The sequence below is a fragment of the Mesorhizobium sp. CAU 1732 genome (assembly GCF_039888675.1).
Lineage (GTDB): Bacteria > Pseudomonadota > Alphaproteobacteria > Rhizobiales > Rhizobiaceae > Aerobium.
On the sequence record NZ_JBDQQR010000001.1, the window covers coordinates 2964321 to 2987972 of the forward strand.

At 65.4% G+C, this 23652-nt stretch carries 15 protein-coding genes; 6 read left to right on the forward strand and 9 right to left on the reverse strand.

Annotated elements, in window-relative coordinates:
• The first annotated feature begins 64 nt into the window (after positions 1-64).
• Both AAFN55_RS14405 and AAFN55_RS14410 read left to right on the forward strand, forming a co-directional pair.
• A complete protein-coding gene (locus tag AAFN55_RS14405; RefSeq protein WP_347799523.1) occupies positions 65-6058 on the forward strand; it encodes a kinesin in 5994 nt (1997 codons plus the stop codon).
• 154 nt (positions 6059-6212) lie between these two features.
• Positions 6213-6545: a hypothetical protein gene (locus AAFN55_RS14410; protein WP_347799524.1), complete on the forward strand. Its 333-nt coding sequence runs from the start codon at positions 6213-6215 to the stop codon at positions 6543-6545.
• On the opposite strand, the gene AAFN55_RS14415 is transcribed toward AAFN55_RS14410, so the two are convergent.
• The 4 genes from AAFN55_RS14415 to AAFN55_RS14430 form a co-directional block, all read right to left on the reverse strand.
• On the reverse strand, positions 6546-7145 hold the full coding sequence (locus tag AAFN55_RS14415; protein ID WP_347799525.1) for an ABC-type transport auxiliary lipoprotein family protein: 600 nt from the start codon (positions 7143-7145) through the stop codon (positions 6546-6548).
• Between the two features lie 79 nt (positions 7146-7224).
• Positions 7225-8601, reverse strand: a complete 1377-nt coding sequence (locus AAFN55_RS14420; RefSeq protein ID WP_347799526.1) for an MlaD family protein — start codon at positions 8599-8601, stop codon at positions 7225-7227.
• 9 nt (positions 8602-8610) lie between these two features.
• Complete coding sequence (locus AAFN55_RS14425; protein WP_347799527.1) at positions 8611-9456, reverse strand: ABC transporter ATP-binding protein; 846 nt, start codon at positions 9454-9456, stop codon at positions 8611-8613.
• A 10-nt stretch (positions 9457-9466) separates the two neighbouring features.
• Complete coding sequence (locus AAFN55_RS14430; RefSeq protein ID WP_347799528.1) at positions 9467-10654, reverse strand: MlaE family lipid ABC transporter permease subunit; 1188 nt, start codon at positions 10652-10654, stop codon at positions 9467-9469.
• A gap of 77 nt (positions 10655-10731) precedes the next feature.
• Between AAFN55_RS14430 and dgcA the strand changes: the two genes are divergently transcribed.
• Positions 10732-11715, forward strand: a complete 984-nt coding sequence (gene dgcA / locus AAFN55_RS14435) for an N-acetyl-D-Glu racemase DgcA (RefSeq protein ID WP_347799529.1) — start codon at positions 10732-10734, stop codon at positions 11713-11715.
• Here dgcA and AAFN55_RS14440 read toward each other — a convergent pair.
• Together AAFN55_RS14440 and AAFN55_RS14445 are read right to left on the reverse strand one after the other, a co-directional pair.
• Entirely contained in the window at positions 11686-12900 is a 1215-nt protein-coding gene (locus AAFN55_RS14440; RefSeq protein WP_347799530.1) for an MFS transporter, read from the reverse strand. The two genes, dgcA and AAFN55_RS14440, sit on opposite strands and share 30 nt — an antisense overlap.
• Positions 12901-12981: 81 nt before the next feature.
• Positions 12982-13800, reverse strand: a complete 819-nt coding sequence (locus tag AAFN55_RS14445; RefSeq protein WP_347800267.1) for a UDP-2,3-diacylglucosamine diphosphatase — start codon at positions 13798-13800, stop codon at positions 12982-12984.
• Between the two features lie 314 nt (positions 13801-14114).
• Here AAFN55_RS14445 and AAFN55_RS14450 point away from each other — a divergent pair, with 314 nt between their 5' ends.
• The 3 genes from AAFN55_RS14450 to AAFN55_RS14460 all read left to right on the forward strand — a co-directional run bounded on the left by AAFN55_RS14450 (position 14115) and on the right by AAFN55_RS14460 (position 18426).
• On the forward strand, positions 14115-14957 hold the full coding sequence (locus tag AAFN55_RS14450) for a fumarylacetoacetate hydrolase family protein (protein WP_347799531.1): 843 nt from the start codon (positions 14115-14117) through the stop codon (positions 14955-14957).
• A 69-nt stretch (positions 14958-15026) separates the two neighbouring features.
• A complete protein-coding gene (locus AAFN55_RS14455) occupies positions 15027-17321 on the forward strand; it encodes an NADP-dependent malic enzyme (protein ID WP_347799532.1) in 2295 nt (764 codons plus the stop codon).
• Positions 17322-17427: 106 nt separating this feature from the next.
• Positions 17428-18426: a DUF2865 domain-containing protein gene (locus AAFN55_RS14460; protein WP_347799533.1), complete on the forward strand. Its 999-nt coding sequence runs from the start codon at positions 17428-17430 to the stop codon at positions 18424-18426.
• Here AAFN55_RS14460 and gltX read toward each other — a convergent pair.
• The 3 genes from gltX to AAFN55_RS14475 form a co-directional block, all read right to left on the reverse strand.
• The gene (gene gltX / locus AAFN55_RS14465; RefSeq protein ID WP_347799534.1) at positions 18344-19717 is read right to left on the reverse strand and encodes a glutamate--tRNA ligase; all 1374 of its coding nucleotides are present in this window, start codon (positions 19715-19717) and stop codon (positions 18344-18346) included. The genes AAFN55_RS14460 and gltX overlap by 83 nt on opposite strands.
• Positions 19718-19957: 240 nt before the next feature.
• Positions 19958-20686, reverse strand: a complete 729-nt coding sequence (locus AAFN55_RS14470; RefSeq protein ID WP_347799535.1) for a hypothetical protein — start codon at positions 20684-20686, stop codon at positions 19958-19960.
• A gap of 856 nt (positions 20687-21542) precedes the next feature.
• Positions 21543-23345, reverse strand: a complete 1803-nt coding sequence (locus tag AAFN55_RS14475; protein ID WP_347799536.1) for an ABC transporter ATP-binding protein — start codon at positions 23343-23345, stop codon at positions 21543-21545.
• Positions 23346-23652 lie beyond the last annotated feature (307 nt).

Here is a 23652-nt window from a genome sequence, read left to right on the forward strand (position 1 = left end):
CCTAAAAAAGCGGACACGAGGCGCCGGCACGGCGGTCCGCGTAACGAGTACAGGGTGTAGCGGTATGGCGCGTAAAGCAACAACGACGACGAGCCTCGACAGCGATGTGGCCCGCGAACTCGAGGACGCACTCGACATCGATCTGTTCGTCGATGACGAGACCGGCGGCCTCGACGTGGCAGGATCCATGGCCGAGTTCGAGGCTCAGATCTCGCAAGCGGCGGAAGATTTGGCGCGCGATTCGCGTGCAGCTTCTCCCGCTGTCGCTGAGGCAACCACGGCCGCTGCTGCAACCGGCAAGGCTGCCGAACCGAAGATCGCGACCAAGCCTGCCGCCTCTCCGGCCAAGCCCGCACCGACGCCCGCGCCAAAACTTGCCGAGACGAAGCCCGGCCCGGACCTGCGACCGTTCGACGGGAACGCGGGCACCGAGACCCCATCGACGTTCGCGCACGCGAATGACGATCGCCAGAAGGACTACCGCTCGCTCCAGCAGCAGATGCGCCGCAATAGCTCCGGCACCATCTACTGGCTCGTGTCACTTGTCTCATTGGCGTGGATCGCCGGCGGCCTCGTCATGGGTCACCTGCTCTTCGCGCCCGCGATCTGGCAGATCGGCTCGCTTCAGGATTTGATTGCCACTCCGCAGGTTCTGGGCCTGCTTGTCGCGATCGTCATCCCGATCATGCTCTTCTGGGGCTTTGCCGTGATGATCCGCCGCGCGCAAGAGATGCGCATGGCAGCACAGTCCATGACGGAAGTCGCCTTCCGTCTCGCCGAGCCCGAGCATCTGGCCACAGACCGCGTGATGATGGTCGGCCAGGCCGTACGCCGCGAGGTCCAGGCGATGGGCGAAGGCATCGAGCGCACGCTTGCGCGCGCCGTCGAGCTCGAAACGCTCGTCCACACAGAGGTCAACGAGCTCGAACGCGCCTATTCGGACAACGAGACCCGCATCCGCGGCCTCATCGACGGCCTCGGCAGCGAACGCGACGCCGTCGTTACCCATGCCGAGCGCGTGCGGTCGTCCATCTCCGGCGCACACGAGACCCTCAAGGAAGAGCTCGATTCGGCCAGCGACATCATCCGCCAGAACATTCTCGGCGTGTCGTCGCGGCTCAGTTCCACGATCTCGGATTCCGGTGCATCGCTCGTCGATCGCATCAACGAGAGCGGCGTCTCCATGTATGACGCGATCGATCAGCGTCTCGATGCGATTTCCGAGCGCATGACCACGTCGGGCGAAGCGTTCGCCAGCCTGCTCGACACCCGCATCGCCAAGCTGACGCAGAGCACCGACGACGTGACGCGCTCGCTGTCGCAGATGCTGGACGAGCGCACGACGGGCATGGTCTCGCTCCTCGGTGGCGCAACGACCTCGCTGAACAACGAACTCGGCGCCCGCCTCGAAGGCATCGAGGCAACGCTGCGCGAGCGCGGCCAGGCCCTCATCCACGAATTCCAGACGCGCGCCGAAGCGCTCGACACGGGATCGCAGAAGCTGAACGCGGCGCTGGAAGCACGCGCGCGCCAGATCAACGAGACGCTGGTCGAGCGGTCGCGCGAGATTGCCCAGACCTTTACCGAAGGCAAGATGGGCATGTCCCGCCTCATCGACGAAGGCAAGGCACGCATCGGCTCGGAAATGGCCGAACTGGTCATGTCCACCTCGACCATGCTGGAAACCCGCTCGGCCGATTTCGCCAGCCGTGTCGCCGGTGGCCGCGACCTCATCTCGCAGGCGCTCGAAGCCGACCTCGCCCGTATCGAGGACCAGCGCCAGAACATCGATACTGCGATGTCGAGCCATGTCCAGCGCCTCGCCGAAGGCCGCGAACTCATGACCAAGGCGCTCGACGACGATCTCGTCAAGCTGAACGAGGCGCGCGCGCGCATCGATGCCGCTGTCACCGGCCATGTCGAGAAGTTCTCCGAGGGCCGCGAGCAGATCGCGAACATGCTCGACGGCGACCTCGAGCGCATCAAGGTGGCGCGCGACAGCCTCGACGATGTCGTCGCCTCACACATCCGCGCGCTCGAACAGCGTCAGAAGGACCTCACCACCGCGATTTCGGTCGACATCTCCAAGGTCGAGGACGCATTCGATCGCCAGAGCAATGTCATGGGTGAACGCACCCTGGACCTGCAGGCGGCTCTGAGCCAGAGCATCGAGCAGATGCGCGGCGCACTCGGCGACGAGGTTGCACGCATCGATCTGGCGCTCGCCAGCCAGTCCGGCCTGATCGAAGAGCGCACGCAGGCGATGGAAGGTGTGCTGTTTGCCGGAGCGGAGCGCCTGCGCGGCGCGCTGGCCGAGGACATTGCCCGCATCGACGAGGCGCTCGCCCACCAGCAGGGCGTCATCGAGGCGCGCAGCCGCACGATGGAAAGCACGATCTACGCGGGCGCGGACAACATCCGCAACGCGCTCGGCGACGACCTTGCCAAGATCGAGGATTCGTTTGCCCGTCAGTCCGGCATACTCGAAGGGCGCACCAAGGCGCTCCAGGACGCGCTGCACCTCGGTGCAGAAGGGGTCCGTGCCGCACTCGGTGAGGATCTCGAACGTCTCGACCAGGCATTCGCCCGCCAGTCGAGCTTGATCGGACAGCACACCGGCGCCCTCGAAACCGCCCTCCACAGCGGTGCGGAAGCGGTGGCCAATGCGATCGGCGACGATCTCTCGCGCATCGACGAGGCCTTCGCGCGCCAGTCCGGTGTGATCGAGGACCGCACCAAGATGCTGGAATCGGCGCTGCACGCAGGTGCCCGCGCCGTTGGCGATGCGTTGGGTGACGACCTCACACGCATCGATGAGGCCTTCGCGCGCCACGCTGGCGTGATCGAAACCCGCACCCAGGGGCTGGAAGCGGCGCTACAGACAGGCGCCCAGCAGTTCGGAAACACGCTCGAAGACAACCTGACCCGTATCGACGGCGTGTTCGCGCGCCAGAACGGCCTTATCGAGGATCGCACCAAGACGCTGGAAGCGACATTGCAGGCCGGCGCGAGCGCTGTCGGAAACGCGCTCGGCAACGATCTGGAGCGCATCGACGAGGTCTTTGCACGCCAGACCGGCATCATCGAGGCCCGCACCCAGGCGCTCGAAACGGCCCTCTATTCCGGCGCCAGCGCCGTGGGCAACGCCATCGGCGGCGATCTGGAACGCATCGATGAAGCGTTCGCCCGTCAGAACGGCGTCATCGAGGCCCGTACCAAGGCGCTCGAGGCCGCGCTCCATGATGGCGTGCACGCAGTCGGCAACGCGCTCGGCACCGATCTTGAGCGTATCGACGAGGCCTTCGCACGCCAGAACGGCGTGATCGAGGAACGGACCCGGACGATGGAAGCGGCACTCCGCATCGGCGTCGAGAACGTACGCGGTGCTCTGGAGGGCAGCGCCGTCGTGGTGGCTGGAACGCTGCGCGACAAGGTCCTCGAAGTCACCTCCACGATCGGCGAGAGCGCCGAAAAGGCGGCCGCCGACGCGGATGCCCGCATCGCTGCGCGTGCCGATCAGATGAACCAGTCGCTCGGCAACCGCATCAGCGAGTTCGCCGAAGTGTTCGAAGCGGCGGAACGTCGTCTGGCGGAACGCACGCTTGCGACCGGCGAGGAACTGCGCGGACACGCCGATCATGCCGCCGGCATCTTCTCGGCCCGCGCGGCCGAGATCAGGATCGCCTACGACGATGCCGATCACCGCCTCGCCGAGCGCATCGCGGCCTCGGGCGCGGAACTCGGCAAGCAGATCGACGGCGTCGCGGAATCGCTGGCAGCACGTGCCCGCGACATCGCGGCCTCGTTCGAGGGCACCGACGACCGCTTCGGCGAACATGCCAATGCGCTCACGCAGGTCTTCGCCAAGGCTGACGAGGCGATCATCGCCCGGACGCAGCAGACGGCGGCGGAACTGGAAGCACGCGCCGCACGCGTGGCGAACACGCTCGCCAACGCGGACGAACGCATCGCCGAGCGTGCGGATGTCCTGGCCCAGGTGTTTGCGAATGCCGACGACGCCATCGTCGCCCGCACGCAGCAGACCGCCGCGGAACTCGAGGCGCGCGCCGCAAACGTCGCGAACACGCTGGCCGGCGCGGATCAGCGTATTGCCGAGCGCACGGACGCCCTCGCCCAGGTCTTTGCGAACGCCGACGAGGCCATCGTCGCGCGCACGCAGCAGACCGCATCCGCATTGGAGGCGCGCGCCGCAGCGGTCGCCCGCACGCTCGAAGGAGCGGACCAGCGCCTCGCCGATGGCGCCAGCACGCTCGTCGCGCAGATCGACGGCAGCATCGCCAGTGCCGAGCAGCGTCTCGGCATGGGTGCAACCCAGCTCGGCGAACAGTTGCACGAGCACGTCGCGCAGGTGGAAGCCGAGCTTGCCGCACGAGCAGGCGCGATTTCGGACACCTTCATTGCGGTCAACGAGCAGATCGGCATCCGCACGTCCGAGGCTGCAAGCACGATCGACGACAAGACGCGCCAGCTCAATGCGCTCCTGTCGGCGCGTTCGACCGAACTCGCCCGCATCCTCGACGAACGCGCAGCACCGCTGGTGGAGCGCTTTGCCGAAAGCGGCGGCGAACTCCAGCGCAGCCTGGAAGACGCGACCGAGCGCGCAACGGAGCGTCTGCGCCAGCAGAATGCCGCTCTGGTCAACGCGCTCGCCACCCGCACCGCCGAGACGCTGACCGCCGTCGATGCCGCGAGCAACAATCTCTCGGAGAACGTCACCCAGCTCATCGATCGCCTGACGATGTCCAATTCGCGCCTTGGCGAACTGGTGGACATGGCCTCCTCGAACCTGGTCAATCTCGACGAGAAGATCATCGGAACGACGGAACGCTTCGCCTCCAGCACGGAACGCGCGGCGCAGTCCTTCGCCAGCTCGGCGAAGCTCATCGACGCCAATGCCGGTCGCCTGACGGAACTCTCGAACGTCACGCTCAAGGACATCGCCGGCATCGCCACGAGCTTCGAAAGCCATGCATCGGTGCTCAGCACGGCGTCCGACCTTCTCGGTTCGGCGCAGAGCGACCTTGCCTCGACACTCGACGGCAGGCAGGCCGCGCTGGAAAGCCTCGCCACCGGCCTGGTCACGAAGTCCGAGGATATCGAACGCGTCATGCGCTCGTTCGAGGACCTCGTCGGCCGTGCGCTCGAAAAGGCCGAGACGCGCACGCGCTCCTCGACCGAGCAGATCCGCTCCTCCATAGCCGAGGTCGTGGACAGCGCCTCCAAGCGCTTCTCCGACGCGACGGACGAAATCCGCCGTACGGCCAGTGCGATCCGCAGCGAACTCGAGCAGACGCGCGCCGAGGTCAAGAAGGGCGTCATGGAACTGCCCGAGGAGACCAAGCAGTCGACGACGGCCATGCGCCGCGCGGTCAGCGAGCAGATCAACGCACTCAAGGAACTGGCCGACATCGTTGCCAAGTCCGGCCGTGCGTTCGATGCTTCGGACCGGAAGGCGCCCAAGGCTGCAGCCGCTGCGCCGGTGCCGACCAAGCTGACGCCGCCTGCGCCAAGCGCTCCGGACCTCATCCAGCCTCCGATCTCGGACGCGCCCCTGCGCGGTAGCCTCGCGGCCCCGACGAAGGATCGCGAGCAGGCCCCGTCGGGCGGCTGGGTCAAGGATTTGCTTCGCGGCGCATCAAGGGACGAAGGCGCACCGGCAGCCCAGAAGACGACGCCTGAGCGCTCGCCACTGCATCTGGTCGAATCGCTCAACTCGCTGTCGGTCGATATCGCACGCGCTATCGACCACGAGGCCTCGATCGAGCTCTGGGACCGCTACCGTCGTGGCGAGCGCAACGTCTTCACGCGTCGCCTCTACACGCTGAAGGGTCAACAGACGTTCGAGGACATTCGCCGCAAGTATCAGTCGGACAGCGACTTCAAGGCCGCCGTGGACCGCTACTGCCGCGATTTCGAGAAGCTGCTTCAGGATGTCGGCCGCAGCGACCGTGACAACATCGTGACGCAGACCTACCTGACCTCGGACACCGGCAAGGTCTACACGATGCTCGCTCACGCGAGCGGCAGGCTGAAATAGGGCCGAGGGAACTTGGGAATCGAAAGAGGCGGGGAATTCCCGCCTCTTTTCGTATGGCCCGCCTCTTTTCATGCGGGTGGTGAGGAACGTGCCCTTACCTTGCCGCGTTCGCTGGCATAGGTGTTACGCTAGGACTGACTGGAGCCGGACAACCATGCGCACCATACTTGTCACACTCATCGTCGCCGCGGCATGCGCCGGCTGCACCAACTCGGTCGCGGTCCAGCGGGAGGCGGAAGTCGTGGCATCGACGAACTATGACAACGTCGCGTGCGGAGCGCTGGCCAGCCAGCGCAATGCGCTTGCCGCCCGCCACGGCCTGGCGACGAATGTGGTGCGTCAGCCGCAGTCGCAATCCGCGACACCGGGATTCGGCGTCTTCATACCGGATGGTCGCAGCGCTGAAGAACGTGCCAAGGCGGTCGCCATCGGAGAAATCACCGCGATGAACCGCTCGATGCAGCGCCGCAATTGCGGCGCTTCCTGATCAGATCGAGGACAGAACCCAGGACACGAGTTCGCCCGAAGCCTGCGCGAACGCGCGGTCGAGCGCCTGGACATAGGCTTCGTTCCCCGTACCGCTGACCGGCGAGGTTGCCTGGAAGGCACGTGACGCGCGCACGACGCCGTTGCGATCGTTGAGGAGCTTCACGAACAGGCCGACCTCTGCGCGCCCCCCACCGCCGACGCGGATTTCGAACGCGCGGATTTCTGTGACGATCTGGTAGTCGATCGCCAGCCCCTCGCCCGGCTTGCCGACGCCGCCGAAGCGACCGGTGGCCTGAAGCGATTCGACGAGCCTTGCCTGGACGATGCGCGGCAGGCGATCTGCCCATTGCGCGCCGGACAGAAACTCGATCGACGATGCCGATGGACGAATGACGAGATTCTCGCCGTCGAGAACCTTCAGCGCCGTCGGCTCCGCCACCAGAACCTGCGTGCGCGCGCGCTGAGGACCAGACACGGCCGTGGCGCTGGCGGTCAGATCGTATGTATCGAGTGGCGCCGGACCACCGCCTGGAAGGGCTGCGCATCCAGGCAGGAGAAGCGCGCCAAGCGCACATGCCCGTAGATTCTTGCTCACCATCACTGCACTGATCCCGCTGAACGCGCATGCGTCAGGCCGTTGAAATTTCGTTAACTTTTGGAGGTGCGGCGCGGCAATGTCAACGCCGCGTCCGCCCGTCATACTGCCTGACTTCGCCGCTGCCGCCGGTGATGATGCGCTGCGGATTGCGTTCCAGATCGGTGATCGCCTGCTCGATGCGCGTGATCGAGCGCCGGCTGTCGCGCACCAGTCCCTCGACCTCGCGCAAACCCTGGCCCGAGAAACGGGCAAGACCGTCCGTGATCGTGCCCATGCGGGCATTCAGCGTGTCCGCAACTTCGCGGAACGCCTTCAGCGTCTCGCTGGCGTCGGCCATCACGCCTTCCGCCTCACCCGATCCGAGCAGGTTGTCGACCTTGGCCAGAACGCCGTCGACACGCGTGGACGCCTGGTTCAGCTTCGCCGCGAGCTGCTGGGCATCGGTGATGATCCCGTCAATGTCCTCGGCGCGCGCGCCGAATTTCTCGGTTACCTTGGTGACGTCGTTGGCCGCCGAATTCACGCTGACGCTCGCCTGCTCGAAATTGGTGAGCGCGGTGCGCAGTGTTGCCGGATCGACGCCCGAGATGATTTTGGTGATCTGCGCCAGCGTCTCGTTCGCCGAGGTCGAGAACCGCGAGATGGAATCGATCGTCTTGTTGACGCCGGCCATCGTTTCCCCCAATCCGCCGCTCGCCTCGTTCAGGCGCTGCGTGAACTGCTCGATGTTCGTGACCGTGGAGGCCACCTGATCACGATCGACCGCCTTCAAGAGGTCCTCTACCGCCACAAGGGACGATTCGAGCTGGCCGGACACGCCGGCAAGCGTCTCGGACAGGCCGGCCACGCTCTCCAGGAAACGATCGATGCCGTCCGCGTTGCGCCCAAGCGCCTCCGAGAACTGCTCGACATTGCGCAGGGTCTGGGTCAGCGGGCCGCGCGCGTCGCTAGCGAAGCCTTCCAGTTCACCCAGCACCGCATCGGCACGGCGGAATATGTTCTGCGCGCTCTCGAGCAGGTTGGTCACCGCGGACGGGTTCGCGGTCATCTCCGCGATCGTGCCTTCGGCCTCGGCAAGTTCCAGCAGGTTCGGTTCGGCCGGGTTGCCGCCACGCAGCTCGATATTCGCCTGGCCGGTCGTGAGGCCGGCGAGACCCACATCGGCCTGCGTCGATTGCGTGATGGGCGTCAGCCGGTCGACCTGCGCATCCGCGATCGCGACGGTCGGGTTCGAGACGTCGATGTAGACCCGCGTGACGTTGCCGACGCGGATACCGTTGAAGAGAACGGCACTGCCCTGCCCCAGACCGGATGCGGAACCCGGAATCCTGAACCGAAGCGTCGACACGTCTCCACGATCCCCCAGATTGGAGGTCCAGTAGACGAAACCGAATGCGGCAAGCACGGCGACAACCGTGAAAATGCCGACAACAACGTAGTTTGCTCTAGTCTCCATGCGATCTTCCTATGCTTTCGGCTGTCTGGCCGAAAGGTCAATCTGTCGCGCCCGCTTGCCGCGGAAGTACGATTTAACCCAGGGGTCGTCGACGTGCATCATGTCCTCGACGGTCCCGTCGACCAGAACCTTCTTCTGCCCGAGCACCGCGATGCGGTCGCAGACGGAGAACAGGCTGTCGAGATCGTGCGTCACCATGTAGACCGTGAGGCCCATCGTATCGCGCAGCTTCGCCACGAGATCGTCGAAATCCGCCGCGCCGATCGGATCGAGACCCGAGGTCGGCTCGTCGAGGAAAACGATGTCGGGATCGAGCGCCAGCGCCCGCGCGAGTGCCGCGCGCTTGATCATCCCGCCCGAAAGCTCGGATGGAAACTTGTCGCCGGCATCCGGCTGCAACCCGACGAGTTCCAGCTTCAGCATCGCAAGCTCGTCCATCAGGACCTGCGGCAGGTCGAGATACTCCCGCATCGGCACCTGGATGTTCTCCTTGACCGTCAACGCGGAGAAGAGCGCGCCATGCTGGAACAACACGCCCTGGCGCATATCCACCTCGAAACGGTCCTGCTCGCTCACCGTATCGAGATCGACGTCGAACAGCTTCACCGTGCCGGATTGCTTGGGAATCAGGCCGAGAACGGTGCGCAAAAGCACCGACTTGCCGGTGCCGGACGCGCCCACAAAGCCCAGGATTTCGCCGCGATAGACATCGAGCGACAGCTTGTCGAGAACCACGTTGTCGCCGAAAGCGACGGTCACGTCGCGAACCGAGAGAATGACCTCACGCCCCTCCTGCGCCTGTTGCGGCGCGGCGGCGTCCCTGTCCTCTTCGTGCTGGATTGCTGCCTGCGTCATGAATACGGGCTCAGAAATCGATCGCGACGTAGAACATCGCAAACAGGCCGTCGAGCACGATCACGACGAAGATCGCCTTGACCACCGACGACGTGACGTGACGACCGAGCGATTCCGCGCTTCCCCCAACCTTCATGCCCTCCACGGACGCAATGATACCGATGATCAATGCCATGAATGGCGCCTTAATAAGGCCCGCGAAGATGGTGGAAAGGTCGATGCTCTCCTTGAGGCGGTCGACGAACGCTTCGGGCGGAATGCCGGAATAGGTCCACGCGACAGCCATCGCGCCCCCCAGCGACGCACCGTTCGCGATGATCGTCAGGCACGGAACCGCGATCACCAGCGCCACGAGGCGCGGGAAGACCAGGACGCCGACGGGATTGAGGCCGATCACCTTGAGCGCATCGACCTCCTCGCGCATCTTCATCGACCCTATCTCGGCGGTGATCGCGCTGCCGGAGCGGCCTGCCACCATGATCGCGGTCAGGAGCACGCCGAGCTCGCGCAGCGACAGGATGCCGACCAGATCGACGATGAAGATTTCGGCACCGAAATAGCGAAGCTGATAGGCGCCCTGCTGCGCGACGATCGCGCCGACGATCGAGGACATCAGCACCACGACCGGAATTGCGCCGACGCCCATGCGGTCGATCTGGTGAAAGATCGCGGCCGGGTTCACCGCATGTCCGCGCCCCAGCTTCATCTGGGCACCACGGATCGTGGAACCGAGGATGTAAAGGGAAAAGACGATGTCCTTCCATGCGTTGTGCATGGTGCGCCCGATGAACTCCAGCCACCGAAGGATGAACATCGGCTGCTTCGGATAGGTCAGGCCATCGCGCCCGTCGATAGCCTCCCTGACAGCCGGCAGGAGGATTTCGGCGGCGGCCGAGGCGCCGACGATATCCACGCGAGAGCCGCCGGCACGGCGCACGGCCGCCAGGCGCTCGATCAGCCACGCACCGGCGGTATCCATCTTCTGGACGGCATTGATGTCGATCACGATGTCGTCACCGGCGGGTGCCGCTTCGAGTTTGCGCATCGTGGCATCGATCGATCCAATGGAACGCGTGTTCCACACGCCCGAAAGCGTCCACGCGGTACGGCCGTTGCCTTCCTGCACATCGACCTCGGGCGCCTGGTCCTGCACGGCCTGCGCCTTGTCACTTGCTTCCGGTGGCTCTTTGGTCAACATCCCGCTTGTCATAATGGGTCGCACCGTGGCTGTCACTTTGTCTCGGTGCCGACGATGGTTCGAAATGGAGTTCTTGGATGAAGCGTGACCTTTTTGTCGAAGCCGAGCGGTTTCCGCTCGCTGCGGCCTTTACCATTTCGCGCGGATCCAAGACCGAAGCCGCCGTCATCACCTGCAAGATCAGCGATGGCGCACATAGCGGACATGGCGAATGCGTGCCTTATGCGCGGTACGGAGAGACGCTGGAAAGCGTCCGAGACGCCATCGAGGCCGTCGCTGGGCAGATCGCCGACGGCATCGGCCGCGACGACCTTCTCGGCGCCATGAAAGCCGGCGCCGCCCGCAATGCCGTCGATTGCGCGTTGTGGGACCTCGAAGCGAAGCAGAGCGGCACACGCGCCGCCACGCGCCTCGGGATCGCCGATCCAGCCAGCCTGACGACCGCCTATACGATCTCGCTGGGCGAACCCGAAGAGATGGCCGCAGCGGCGCGCAAGCATGCGCAGCGCCCGCTTCTCAAGGTAAAGGTCGGCACATCCGACGATATCGCGCGGATCGAGGCGATTGCGGCGGCAGCGCCGAACAGCCGCATCATCCTCGACGCGAACGAAGGCTGGAGCGAGGACAACATCCGCGACCATCTGCTCGCGGCCGCAAAGGCGCGCATCGCCTTGATCGAGCAGCCGCTGCCGCAGGGCAAGGACGAAATCCTGCGGTCGATCCCGCATCCGGTCCCCATCTGCGCCGATGAGAGCGTCCACACGGCGGAAAGCCTTTCCGAATTGCTGGGCCTCTACGATGCCGTCAACATCAAGCTGGACAAGACGGGCGGCCTGACGGCGGCCCTCGTCCTGCGCGAACGCGCCCGCGAACTGGGCTTCGGCGTCATGGTGGGCTGCATGGTGGGCACGTCGCTGGCCATGGCGCCGGCCGTGCTTCTCGCGCAGGACGCCGACTTCGTGGATCTCGACGGCCCGCTTCTGCTGGCCCGCGACAGGCCGAATCCGCTCACATACGAAGGATCGCTCGTGTCACCGCCCGAGCCGTCGCTCTGGGGCTGAACGGCGCGCCAGAAGAACGAGGCAGAGCCCGAGCCCGGCCACGAGCGCCATGACGTAGAAGCCATCCGGGCCCATCTGCGCGTAGATCGATCCGGACACCAGCGTCAGGGCGGCCATGCAGAACCCGTTGGCGAAAAACGCGACACCGATCGCCGCGCCGAAGCGGTGGTCGGGAACGGTCTCTGCGATCATCTTCTGGACGCCGAGAAGGACCAGCCCGGTCGAAAAGCCGTGCAGCGATTGCGCAACCAGGAAACCCGCGACGTCGAGGCCGATCGGCCAGATCAGCGGAAACGCCGTCCAGCGAATGACCGCTGCAATGCCCGCCATGGTCAGGAGGCCGCCTGCGGTAGAGCGCGCGAAAAGTCTCGGAAACGCGGCAAAAACCGCGACCTCGGCGACAACGGCCCAGGCCCATAACAGCCCGACCATCGCTTCAGAGATACCGATGGAGCGCCAGTAGATAGAGCCGAAGCTGTAGACCAGGGCATGGCTGGCGGCGACGAGCCCCGCGCCGACGGCAAACAGCATGAAGCGACGCGAAAACAGCGCCGGGCCGGCATCCTGCAGCGATGCGGCGGAGAGCGGTGACGGCAGTCGGGGACGACCGAGCCTCGGCGCGAACAGGGCGGCAGCCAGCGTCAGCGCCAGGCCGGCGGTGATCATGACCGGCACGGACCCCGCGCCCGTCGAGGCCAGCACGAGCCCGCCGGCGAAATTCGCGATGAAGAAGGCCGCAGAACCCCAGACGCGCATCCGCGAATAGTCGCAACCGAAGCGCCGCACACCCGAGAGCGCCAGCGAATCGGTCAGCGGCGCATGCGGCGTCCAGACGATGGCCAGCACAAGCGAGACGCCGAGCACCACCCCATAGGCCGGCGTCAGGAAGTAGCCCAGCGAGGCCATAACAGACACGGCAACGAGCCCGAGAAGCACGTTGGCGCGATCGGAAGCCTTGTCCGCATAGGCCGTGATGAGCGGAGTGGTGAGAACGCGCAGGAACATCGGCGCGGAAAGGATCACCGCGATCTCGCCCGGCCCGAAACCGGCCTCGGCGAGCCAGAGCGGAAAATACGGCAGGTGGATGCCGGCCGGAATGTAGAGCGCCGCGAACAGCAACGCGATCCGCAATTCGAAATGACGCGGTTTGACCAACTGGTCCGGCGTAAGCGGCGGCAGCGACATTTCTGGAAAGATCTTCTGCGGAATCAGAAGCCGGAATGGCGCATCAATCTAGCGCGGGATCCTTAGCCGCGAAATGCTGAATCAGGCGGCTTCCTCGCGCAGAGCATCGAGAGCAACAGGAACGAGGCGCGCTGGGGCAAGTTGCGTCCCGTCCGCCTGCGTCCATTGCAGGATTTCGAACCGCCCGTCAAAATGCTCGACGACGGCAGTGCAGCTTTCCGTCCAGTCGCCGGTGTTGATGTAGCGTACGTCGTCGATGTCGGTGATCTCGGCGTGATGGATGTGGCCGCAGATCACGCCCTGCACGTCGCTGCGCATGGCTTCCTGCGTCAGGACGGTGCGAAAATTGCCGATGAAATTGACGGCCTTCTTCACCTTCAGCTTCGCCCAGGACGAGAACGACCAGTAGGGTCGCCCCGTCATGCGCCGAAGCAGGGCAATCGCACGGTTGATGACGATGGCGAAATCGTAGGCGCGATCGCCCAGATAGGCGATCCAGCGCACGTCGTTCACGATCGCGTCGAACTGATCGCCGTGGATCACCAGATAGCGTCTTCCATCCGCCGCGACATGGATCGCCCTGTCCACAACGACGATGCCGCCGAAATGCGTGCCCTGGAATCCGCGCAGGAATTCGTCGTGGTTGCCCGCGACATAGGTGATTTTGGCCCCCTTGCGCGCCTGGCGCAGCAGCTTCTGGACGACATCGTTATGCGCCTGCGGCCAGTGCCAGGACCGACGCAGACGCCATCCGTCGATGATATCGCCCACGAGATAGATTTCCTCAGCCTCGTGATTGCGCAGAAAATCGATCAGAAATTCCGCCTTGGCGACCTTCGATCCGAGATGGACGTCGGAGATGAAGATCGTTCGGAATTTGCGAGGCAGGCTGGGAGACATGGCGCGATCCGTTTCGTCTGTCGGCGCCTCCATGCCCCGATTCATGTCACAGTGTGATGACGGTTGTGCATCAGGACGTCGGCGGCTAGTTTTGCGCGCCGAATTGAGTAGGACGCATGAATCGCATGAGAGGACTGGACGGGCATCGCGAAGCGGCCCTCATATGACGGCCGCACAGCCTTCCAGGGGCAGCCGACACACCGGTGCGCGGCTTGCCATCCGCTTCATGCAGCAATCGATTGGAACGCAGGCAACGACCAGCCTCAGACGGCACGCCACGCGCGCAAACGACATCAACACAGGGAGGTAATTTCTTGAAACTCATAAGATTTGGCGCGGCCGGCAGCGAGAAGCCCGGCGTCGTGGACAAGGCCGGAATCATTCGCGATGTGTCCTCTGTCGTTTCCGACTACGGACCGGAGACCCTGTCGCCGCACCTCATCGACGCGCTGCGCGCGGTCGATCTCGCATCGCTGCCCGCAGCACCCGACGGGGTTCGTATCGGCGCGCCGGTCAGCCGCATCGGCCATTTCATCGCGATCGGCCTCAATTATGCCGACCACGCCGCCGAATCGGGCATGGCGATCCCGTCCGAGCCGATCGTGTTCTCGAAGGCTCCGAGCAGCCTGTGCGGCCCGAACGACGACGTTCTGATCCCACGCGGCTCCAAGAAGCTGGATTGGGAAGTCGAACTCGCCATCGTCATCGGCACCCGCTGCGACTATGTCGAGGAAGCGAACGCACTTGACCACGTGCTCGGCTATGCCGTGTGCAACGACGTCTCGGAACGCGAATATCAGGCCGAACGCGGCGGCCAGTGGATGAAGGGCAAGAGCGCGCCCACCTTCGGACCGCTCGGCCCCTGGATCGTGACGCGCGACGAAATCCCCGACGTGCAGGCGCTCGACATGTTCCTCGACATCGACGGAAAGCGTGCCCAGACGGGCAACACGTCGACGATGATCTTCTCGGCCGCGCACATCGTGTCGTATCTCTCGGAATTCATGGTTCTGGAGCCCGGTGACGTGATCACCACCGGTACGCCGCCCGGCGTCGGGCTCGGCATGAAGCCGCAGCGCTTCCTGAAAGAAGGCGAAGTGATGCATCTGGGCATTGCGGGTCTCGGCGAACAGCGCCAGAAGGTCGTTTCACGATAAAGACCGACAAGGCGGGCGGCCCATCGACGTGGCCGTCCGCACTTTAGACAACGAGGGGCAGCGGACAGAATGAGCGCAGACAGCAAGGATCTCGACGAGGGCGCGCTCTTCTATCACCGGTATCCGAACCCCGGTAAGCTGGAAATCCAGGCGACCAAGCCGCTCGGAAACCAGCGCGATCTGGCGCTCGCCTACTCGCCCGGCGTCGCCGCGCCCTGCCTCGCCATCCACGACGATCCCGCAACCGCCGCCTACTACACGGCGCGCGCCAATCTGGTGGCGGTCATCAGCAACGGCACGGCAGTCCTCGGGCTCGGCAATATCGGCGCGCTCGCATCGAAGCCTGTGATGGAGGGCAAGGCCGTCCTCTTCAAGAAATTCGCCGGCATCGACGTCTTCGACATCGAGATGGACACGCCTGAGATCGACCGCATGGTCGATACGGTGGCAGCGCTCGAACCCACCTTCGGCGGCATCAATCTCGAAGACATCAAGGCCCCGGAATGCTTCGAGATCGAGGAGCGTCTCAAGGCGCGGATGAACATCCCCGTCTTCCATGACGACCAGCATGGAACGGCGATCATCGTAGCAGCCGCCGTGCTCAACGGCATCGAGCTTGCGGGCAAGGCGATCGGCGACGTCAAGATCGTCACCTCCGGCGCTGGCGCGGCGGCACTCGCCTGCCTCAATCTGCTCGTCTCGCTGGGCGCCAGCCGCGACAATATCTGGGTTACCGACCGTTTCGGCGTCGCCCATGTCGGCCGCGTCGAGGAAATGGACCGCTGGAAGGACCCTTACGTCAAGGACACCAACGCCCGCACGCTGGCAGAGGTGATCGGCGGGGCGGACGTGTTTCTGGGACTGTCCGCCGCAGGCGTTCTGAAACCGGAACTCCTGTCCGAAATGGCCGAGAAGCCGCTGATCCTTGCGCTTGCCAACCCGGTTCCCGAGATCATGCCCGACCTTGCGCGCGCCGCACGTCCAGACGCGATGATCTGCACCGGCCGGTCGGATTTTCCGAACCAGGTCAACAACGTCCTCTGCTTCCCCTACATCTTCCGCGGCGCGCTCGACGTCGGCGCAACGGCGATCAACGAGGAAATGAAGATGGCCGCCGTCCGGGCCATCGCCGCACTGGCGCGCGAGGAGCCTTCGGATGTGGCCGCGCGCGCCTATTCGAGCGAGACGCCGATCTTCGGACCGGATTTCCTCATTCCCTCGCCATTCGATCCGCGGCTTATCCTGCGGATCGCGCCGGCAGTCGCGCGGGCAGCCGCCGAAAGCGGCGTCGCCACGCGCCCGATCGAGGACATGGGCGCTTATGTCGACCGGCTGAACCGCTTCGTGTTCCGCTCGGGCCTGATCATGAAGCCGGTGTTCTCGGCGGCCAAGAACGCCGGCGCCAAGCGGGTCGTCTATGCCGATGGCGAGGACGAGCGCGTGCTGCGCGCGGCACAGGTAGCGCTCGAGGAGGAGATCGCCAAGCCGATCCTCATCGGCCGCCCGCACGTCATCGAGGTTCGGCTCAAGCGCTACGGACTGCGCATCCGCCCCGGCGTGGATTTCGAGATCATCAATCCCGAAGACGACCCGCGCTATCGCCACTATGTCGACCTGCTGATCAATCTCGGCGGCCGGCGCGGCGTGACGCAGGAAGCGGCGCGGACGATGGTTCGCACCAACAACACGGTGATCGCCGCCCTCGCGATGATGCGCGACGAGGCGGACGCAATGATCTGCGGCCTTGAAGGACGCTTCGAGCGCCATCTGCGCAATGTCGACCTGATCATCGGCCGGCGCGAGGGTGTCGCCGACCTCTCGGCCCTGTCTATGCTGATCTCCCAGCGCGGCGTCACCTTCTTCACGGACACCTATGTGACGGTCGATCCGTCGGCACACGAGATCGCCGAGATGACGGTGCTTGCCGCCGAGGAAATCCGGCGGTTCGGCCTGACGCCGAAGGCGGCACTCCTGTCCCACTCGAATTTCGGCTCGCGCGATTCGGCGAGCGCGCTCAAGATGCGTGAGGCCGCCGGCATCCTGAAACGCATCGCGCCCGACCTCGAAGCCGACGGCGAGATGCATGGCGACTCGGCGCTGTCGGCGGCCCTTCGCCAGCGGGTCTTTCCGCATTCGACGCTCACCGACGAAGCGAACCTGCTGGTGTTCCCGAACCTCGATGCCGCAAACATCACGCTGACCACCATCAAGACGATGACCGATGCGCTGCATGTCGGACCGATCCTGCTCGGCACCGCGCGGCCGGCGCATATCCTGACGCCGTCCGTGACGTCGCGCGGCGTGGTCAACATGACGGCCCTGGCCGTCGTCGAGGCGAGTTCGAAGCCCGAAGAGACAGCCTAAAACTCGCCCGCGAGCAGGGTAAACAGTACCTTAACCGCCTGCTGCTATGCCTTGCTGCATGGTAGCGGGCGGCATTCGGCATGGATTTCGGCGTCTGGCCTGGCGAATGCTGGGCGCAGTGTTGTTTGCCGCGACATGCACGGCCGCGCAGGCGCAATCCGGGACGAAGACCTGCCGCCAGCTCGAGGCGCAACTTGCAGCCGTTCCGTCAGGCTCGGGTGGCCAGCAAGCCCAGCGTTTCGACGCAGCGATCGCACGTCAACTGGAGCAGATGAGCAAGGCCCGTGGGCAGGCCCAGCAGGCAGGTTGCGGACGCGCGATCATGGGACGGGCGGTGGCCCAGTGCGCCTCGCTCAATGCCACGATCGAGCGCATGGACCGCAATCTCGCGGATCTGCAGCAAAAGCGCCGCGCGATGGGGAGCGGCAACGCCAGACGAGACCGCGCCCGCATTCTGGCCTCGATCAACGCCAATGGCTGCCGTGAAGCACGGCCGCCGCAACCCGTTGCTTCCAATCAGCCGCCAGCCGGCCAGGTCGTCACCAATGGCGGCGGCATGCGGTCCGGGGGCCTGAGCGGCAATTTTCGCACGCTGTGCGTCCGCACATGCGACGGCTATTATTTTCCGATTTCCTATTCCGTCGGCCCCGCCTCGTTCGGCCGCGATGCCCAGGCCTGCGCCGCAATGTGTCCGGGGACGCAGGTCGAACTGCACCATCACCGCTCACCGGGAGAGGAATCCGAGGACATGGTGTCCGCCGTCACGGGCATACCGTACAGGCAAATGACCAATGCGTTCGCCTACCGCCAACCGAACGGGGCGCAGCCGGGATGCGGATGCGGTGCATCCGCGTCGTCACCGACGCAGCGCGGCTTCGATGTCATCGGCGGCGATTACAGTTCCGACAATGCGCGGGAACGGGAGCCGCAGATGCCGGAACCCGCGCCGGCAGCAGCCCCGTCGACTGCCTCGGCACGCGCCGATCCGCCAGCGCCCCGGCCAGAGACGGGAAATCGCGCCGTCAGGGTCGTCGGGCCAACGTTCCTGCCCGCCCCAGAAGCGGCAGCAGATCCGCGAGCTCCGGCCCAGCCTCTCGCCCCGTAAGCGCAAGCCGCAGCGGCATGAAGAGCGCCTTGCCCTTGCGGCCGGTCAACTGCTTCAACCGATCGGTCCAGACCTTCCAGGTCATGCCGTCCCAGGGCTCCGGCGGCAGGTTGTCGAATGCCGCGTCGAGAAAGGCTGTGTCTTCCATCGAGCGTTCCGCGACGGGCTCCGGCCCCTCGGTCACGATCCGCCACCACGGGCGCGCCTCATCAAGCCGATCGAGGTTTCCGCGTACAGCCAGCCAGAACGGCTCGGCCTTATCGCCCTCGATGCCCATGTCGACCAATCTGTCCCGCGCGTCGGAAAACGGCATCGCATGGACGATCGAACGGTTGAGCGTATCGAGCTCGGCCGGATCGAACTTGGCCGCCGATTTCGACGTCGCCAGCGGTTCGAATCGCGCGGCAAGCTCGTCCATCGTGTGAACCGCCGACACGCTCTCCGATGTTCCGATCAGCACGGCGAGCGATGCGACCGCCATCGGCTCGATGCCGCGCTCCGCAAGGCTTCGGATCGACAGCGCGCCTGTGCGCTTGGAAAGCCCCTCGCCCGAGACCGTGGTCAGCAGATTGTGATGTCCGAAGGCGGGCGGCTCGGCTGCGAGCGCGCGGAAAAGCGCGATCTGCGCGCCGGTGTTGGTGACGTGGTCGTCGCCGCGAATGACGTGGGTGACGCCAAGCTCGATATCGTCCACCACCGAGGGCAGCGTGTAGAGATAGGTCCCGTCCTCGCGCACCAGCACGGGGTCCGACATAGAGGCGAGATCGACGGTCTGCGGCCCGCGCACCACATCGTCCCAATGGACCTCGGTGCGCTGCGGCGCGAAGGGATCGCCGGCATGGTTGGGCAGCAGGAACCGCCAGTGCGGCTTGCGCCCTTCGGCCTCGAACCCGGCCTTCTGCTCGTCGCTCAGCTTCAGCGCCTCACGGCCGTAGACCGGTGGCAGCTTGCGCGCCAGCCGCAGGCCACGGCGACGTTCCAGTTCCTCCGGCGTTTCCCAGCACGGATAGAGCAGCCCCGCCGCCTTGAGCCGCTCGACGGCCGCCGCATAGGTGTCGAACCGTGCCGACTGGTGCACGGTGACATCGGGCCGGATGCCGAGCCAGTGCAGATCGACCTGGATCCGGTCTGCATATTCCTGCTTGGAGCGCGCGACATCGGTGTCGTCGAAGCGCAGGATGAAGCGCCCGCCATGCTTCTGCGCGAACAGCCAGTTGAACAGCGCCGTTCGGGCGTTGCCGATATGGATATGGCCGGTCGGAGACGGCGCGAAACGGACTGTGATGGTCATGCTCTGCGGGTATCCCAAGGGGTGGATATTGGCAAGGTGGAGCGGTTCTTTCTATCGTCTTCTGGCTTTCGGCCACCACTCATCACTGCCACGCCCCGTTGCTCGTTTCGCTCACGCCCGAACGCTCCGCGTGGGCGCGTCGATGACGCGATGGTGATGGTTGGCCTGGGCGCGCGTCCTCGCTGCCACGCCCCGTTTCCGGTCTGGCTATTTCAGGAATCCCTTCGCCGTCCCGCGCCGTCATGACGTGTCGGGCGGCTCAAGCGCCCAGAGAGCCAGGCCATGGAGGGTGTCGAGCGCGTCGTGGACCTCGTGGGTTGGCCGCTTCTGCCAGCCCGGCGGGCGGCCGGGACGCAACGGCCAGACGCGGCCTCTCTTTCGCGCATCTGCGGCGTCATGGTTTCTGTTTTGCGCGTTTATGGCATCGCGGGCCGCGCGCCAGCGCGCGAAGCGGCGGGCGTGGGCGGGCAGATCGTCGAGCGCGCGACCGAGCGCCTGCAGGCGCAGCGTAAGCCGCGCGGCATCGACCGGATCGTCGGCCCGAGGCGGATGGCGCAAGGCGACCATCGACGGCGCGCTGAAACCGGGAACGCGGATGCGCGGCACGCCGAGCGCTGCCGGCCGCCTGCGTCCGCGCCATCGCGGCAGCGGATCGAAAAGCGGCAGGGTCAGAGTTCTGGCCGGGACTTTCGGGACCATACAGGGCGGTGTCACCGGTTTGCGATGCACGACAGGCGCTGGTGGCGTCGCCTTGGGCGTCGACGGTGGGGCCATGTCACGCGCGGCGACGATGATCAGCCGCCGCGCGGCGGCTTCCGCCGGGCGCAGCAGCCGCAGCACGGCGCGGTGGAGAACGCGCGGCATGGTGCGGTCCGCGCCGCCGCCGGCGATGCCGGCGAGTGCCACGAGGCCCGCCAGCACGCGCTTCAGCGCCTGACGGTTCGTCTCGATCGCGGCCTTCCAGTCCATCGCATCCTCCGCGCCCATTTGGTCAAGGCGGCGGGATTATCGCGCGGGTCGGGAGGGGGGTGGATAAAATGGGGCGGGGTTCGGAGGGGGTATTTCGCAACTGGCTGATCGGGCTTGGGAAACGGTTTCGGCGATGCGGAAATCTCTCCACCTGCGATCTCCACCTCAATTTCGTCATTCTCGGGCGACCGGAGCGCAGCGGAGGGAGACCCGGGAATCCATGCCTCGCCGGTTGGTGACGGGCTGGATGGTCGCGAATGGTCGCAGGAGCGCCAAGTTCTGGACCATGCTGCAACGGAACCGGCGAGGCATGGATCCCCGGGTCTGCGCATCGAGCTTCGCTCAATGCTCCGCCCGAGGATGACGAAGTGGATGGGGTAGGCTCACCGATAACCGTCACCGCCTCCGAATCTGACTCAGTCGAAACCACCCCACCTTAGCGATCTCCACCCCCACTTCGTCATTCTCGGGCGACTGGAGCGAAGCGGAGGGAGACCCGGGAATCCATGCCTCGGCAGTTGGTGGCGGGCGGGGTGGTCCCGATGGTCCGTCAATTTATGATGTGCGGTGAGTGCCAAGTTCTGGACCATCCTGCGGCGGGACCGGCGAGGCATGGATCCCCGGGTCTGCGCATCGAGCTGCGCTCGACGCTCCGCCCGAGGATGACGAAGTGGGGTGGGTAGGCCATCTCGAGTTCTGATACGACGCTGCCGGCTGTCTGGGCGACAAAACTACCGACTTCGCATTGGTGTCCAGGCCCCATTCGCGGTGGTGCATCATCTGATCTGGCACGGGGCATTCGGCTCGCCACCTCCCCCGCCTTCTCCGGCGAGCGAAGAAGGCGGAAGGGTTTGGGTTAGATGAACCCCTTGGTGAGCTCCAGCGCCTGGCGTTCGAACAGGCGGCGGTAGATGCCGCCTTCCAGCCGGATCAGCGCTGCGTGGTCGCCCTCCTCCACGACGCGGCCCTTGTCGAAGACGAGCAACCGATCGAGCGAGCGGACAGTCGACAGCCGGTGCGCGATCACGAGTGTCGTGCGTCCCACCATCAGCCGTTCCATCGCATGCTGGATGAGCACTTCCGATTCCGAATCCAGGCTGGATGTCGCCTCGTCGAGGATCAGGATCGGCGCGTCCGCCAGGAACGCACGCGCGATCGCCACGCGCTGGCGCTCGCCGCCCGACAGCTTGACGCCGCGTTCGCCGACCAGCGTGGCGTAGCCCTTGGGCAGCGACATGATGAACTCATGCGCGCTTGCAAGCTTCGCCGCCCGCTCGATCTCCGCCTGCGTGGCACCGGGCCGCGCATAGGCGATGTTCTCCGCCAGCGACCGGTGAAACAGGATCGGCTCCTGCTGCACGATGGCGATCTGCGACCGCAGCGAGGATTGCGCCACATCGGCGATGTTCTGCCCGTCGATGTAGATGCCGCCGCCGCTCACGTCGTAGAGGCGCTGGATGAGCTTGACGAACGTCGTCTTGCCCGACCCGGAATGCCCGACGAGACCGACGCGTTCGCCCGCCTCGATCGCCAGCGAGAAATCGCGGTAGAGCGGCTTGGCGTGCCCGCCATAGTGGAACGTCACGTCGTCGAACACGATGCGCCCCTCCTCGACCACGATCGCGGGCGCATTGGGCGCATCCACCACGCCGAGCGGCTGGGCGTGCAGATCGACCATTTCCTCCATGTCGTTGACCGAGCGCTGCACGTTGCGGACATGCATGCCCACATCACGCAGGTAACCCTGCAGCACGAAAAACGAGGTCAGCACGAACGCGATATCGCCGGCGCCCGCCCTGCCCTGGCTCCACAGGGTGATGGCGAAGCCGATGACGGCGATGCGCAGCACGAGCATGGTCACGCCCTGCGCCGTGCCGTTGATCGTGCCGCGAACCCATGTCCGCCGCGTACGGCTGCGCCACTTGGCGACGACCCGCGCCAGGCGCCCCTCCTCGCGCGTCTCCGCGCCGAACGCCTTCACGACCGAGTTGCACGAGACCGCATCGGCCAGCGATCCACCGAGCTTGGTGTCCCAGGCGTTGGCGAGGCTCGCCGCAGGCGCGACGTACCAGAGCGACAGCGAGACCGTGATCGCGATGTAGATGAGCGAACCCACTCCGACGATCACGCCCATCATCGGCCAGTACCAGCCGAGCAGCAATGTCGAGCCGAGCAGCATCACCGCGGACGGCAGAAGCGCGACCAGAATCGTGTCGTTGAGCAGGTCGAGCGCCCACATGCCGCGCGTCACCTTGCGCACCGTCGAGCCGGCGAAGCTGTTCGCATGCCAGTCGGTCGAGAACCGCTGGACGCGCGAAAACGCGTCGGACGCGATGTCCGCCATCATCTTCATCGTCAGGTCGATGATGCCCATGAACGCGATGTGCCGGAGCACGATCGCGCCGGTCGACAGCGCGATCAGCATGGAAAACGCGGCGATCGCCGCATCCCACGCCAGTTCGTCGCTGGAAGCACCGCGCGCAACTGCATCGACCAGCCGGCCCGAATAAAGCGGCGTCAGGACATCAGCCGCGGTCGATGCAAGCACCGCCGCGATGATGACCGACAGGCGAACGGGCTGGCGGCGCCAGTGATCACCGGTGAAGGAAAAGACGGTACGGAACGCGTTGCCGCGCCGTTTTGGACGTAAAGAAGTCATATCGCACGCCGGAGGCGGAAATGCCGTCCGGTCCCAATAAATCATTCGTAAGGAAATCGGCGCCGAGGCGGAAAACCGCTTCCGTCAGGCGGAGCCGACTGTTGCGGCCGGGAACGCGCTAACGCGTGCGGGCCGGGTGGCAGTCGCCTCGGGTGCCGATGGCTGCGTCGGTCGCTGAAGACCTAGGCGCTGCGTCCGGCGATGACGGCGCTGCCTTGAAATGCGGAATAGAATGCAGGCATTCAAATCTCCCTCAAGGTCAAGACAAGGAGGTCGCTTATAATCGGCAAAGTTGAGAACGCCAAGC

Coding starts and splice junctions, on each gene's coding strand:
- AAFN55_RS14405 (WP_347799523.1), top strand. CDS start 65: ATGGCGCGTAAAGCAACAACGACGACGAGCCTCGACAGCGATGTGGCC.
- AAFN55_RS14410 (WP_347799524.1), top strand. CDS start 6,213: ATGCGCACCATACTTGTCACACTCATCGTCGCCGCGGCATGCGCCGGC.
- AAFN55_RS14415 (WP_347799525.1), bottom strand. CDS start 7,145: ATGGTGAGCAAGAATCTACGGGCATGTGCGCTTGGCGCGCTTCTCCTG.
- AAFN55_RS14420 (WP_347799526.1), bottom strand. CDS start 8,601: ATGGAGACTAGAGCAAACTACGTTGTTGTCGGCATTTTCACGGTTGTC.
- AAFN55_RS14425 (WP_347799527.1), bottom strand. CDS start 9,456: ATGACGCAGGCAGCAATCCAGCACGAAGAGGACAGGGACGCCGCCGCG.
- AAFN55_RS14430 (WP_347799528.1), bottom strand. CDS start 10,654: ATGTTGACCAAAGAGCCACCGGAAGCAAGTGACAAGGCGCAGGCCGTG.
- dgcA (WP_347799529.1), top strand. CDS start 10,732: ATGAAGCGTGACCTTTTTGTCGAAGCCGAGCGGTTTCCGCTCGCTGCG.
- AAFN55_RS14440 (WP_347799530.1), bottom strand. CDS start 12,900: ATGTCGCTGCCGCCGCTTACGCCGGACCAGTTGGTCAAACCGCGTCAT.
- AAFN55_RS14445 (WP_347800267.1), bottom strand. CDS start 13,800: ATGTCTCCCAGCCTGCCTCGCAAATTCCGAACGATCTTCATCTCCGAC.
- AAFN55_RS14455 (WP_347799532.1), top strand. CDS start 15,027: ATGAGCGCAGACAGCAAGGATCTCGACGAGGGCGCGCTCTTCTATCAC.
- AAFN55_RS14460 (WP_347799533.1), top strand. CDS start 17,428: ATGCTGGGCGCAGTGTTGTTTGCCGCGACATGCACGGCCGCGCAGGCG.
- gltX (WP_347799534.1), bottom strand. CDS start 19,717: ATGACCATCACAGTCCGTTTCGCGCCGTCTCCGACCGGCCATATCCAT.
- AAFN55_RS14470 (WP_347799535.1), bottom strand. CDS start 20,686: ATGGACTGGAAGGCCGCGATCGAGACGAACCGTCAGGCGCTGAAGCGC.
- AAFN55_RS14475 (WP_347799536.1), bottom strand. CDS start 23,345: ATGACTTCTTTACGTCCAAAACGGCGCGGCAACGCGTTCCGTACCGTC.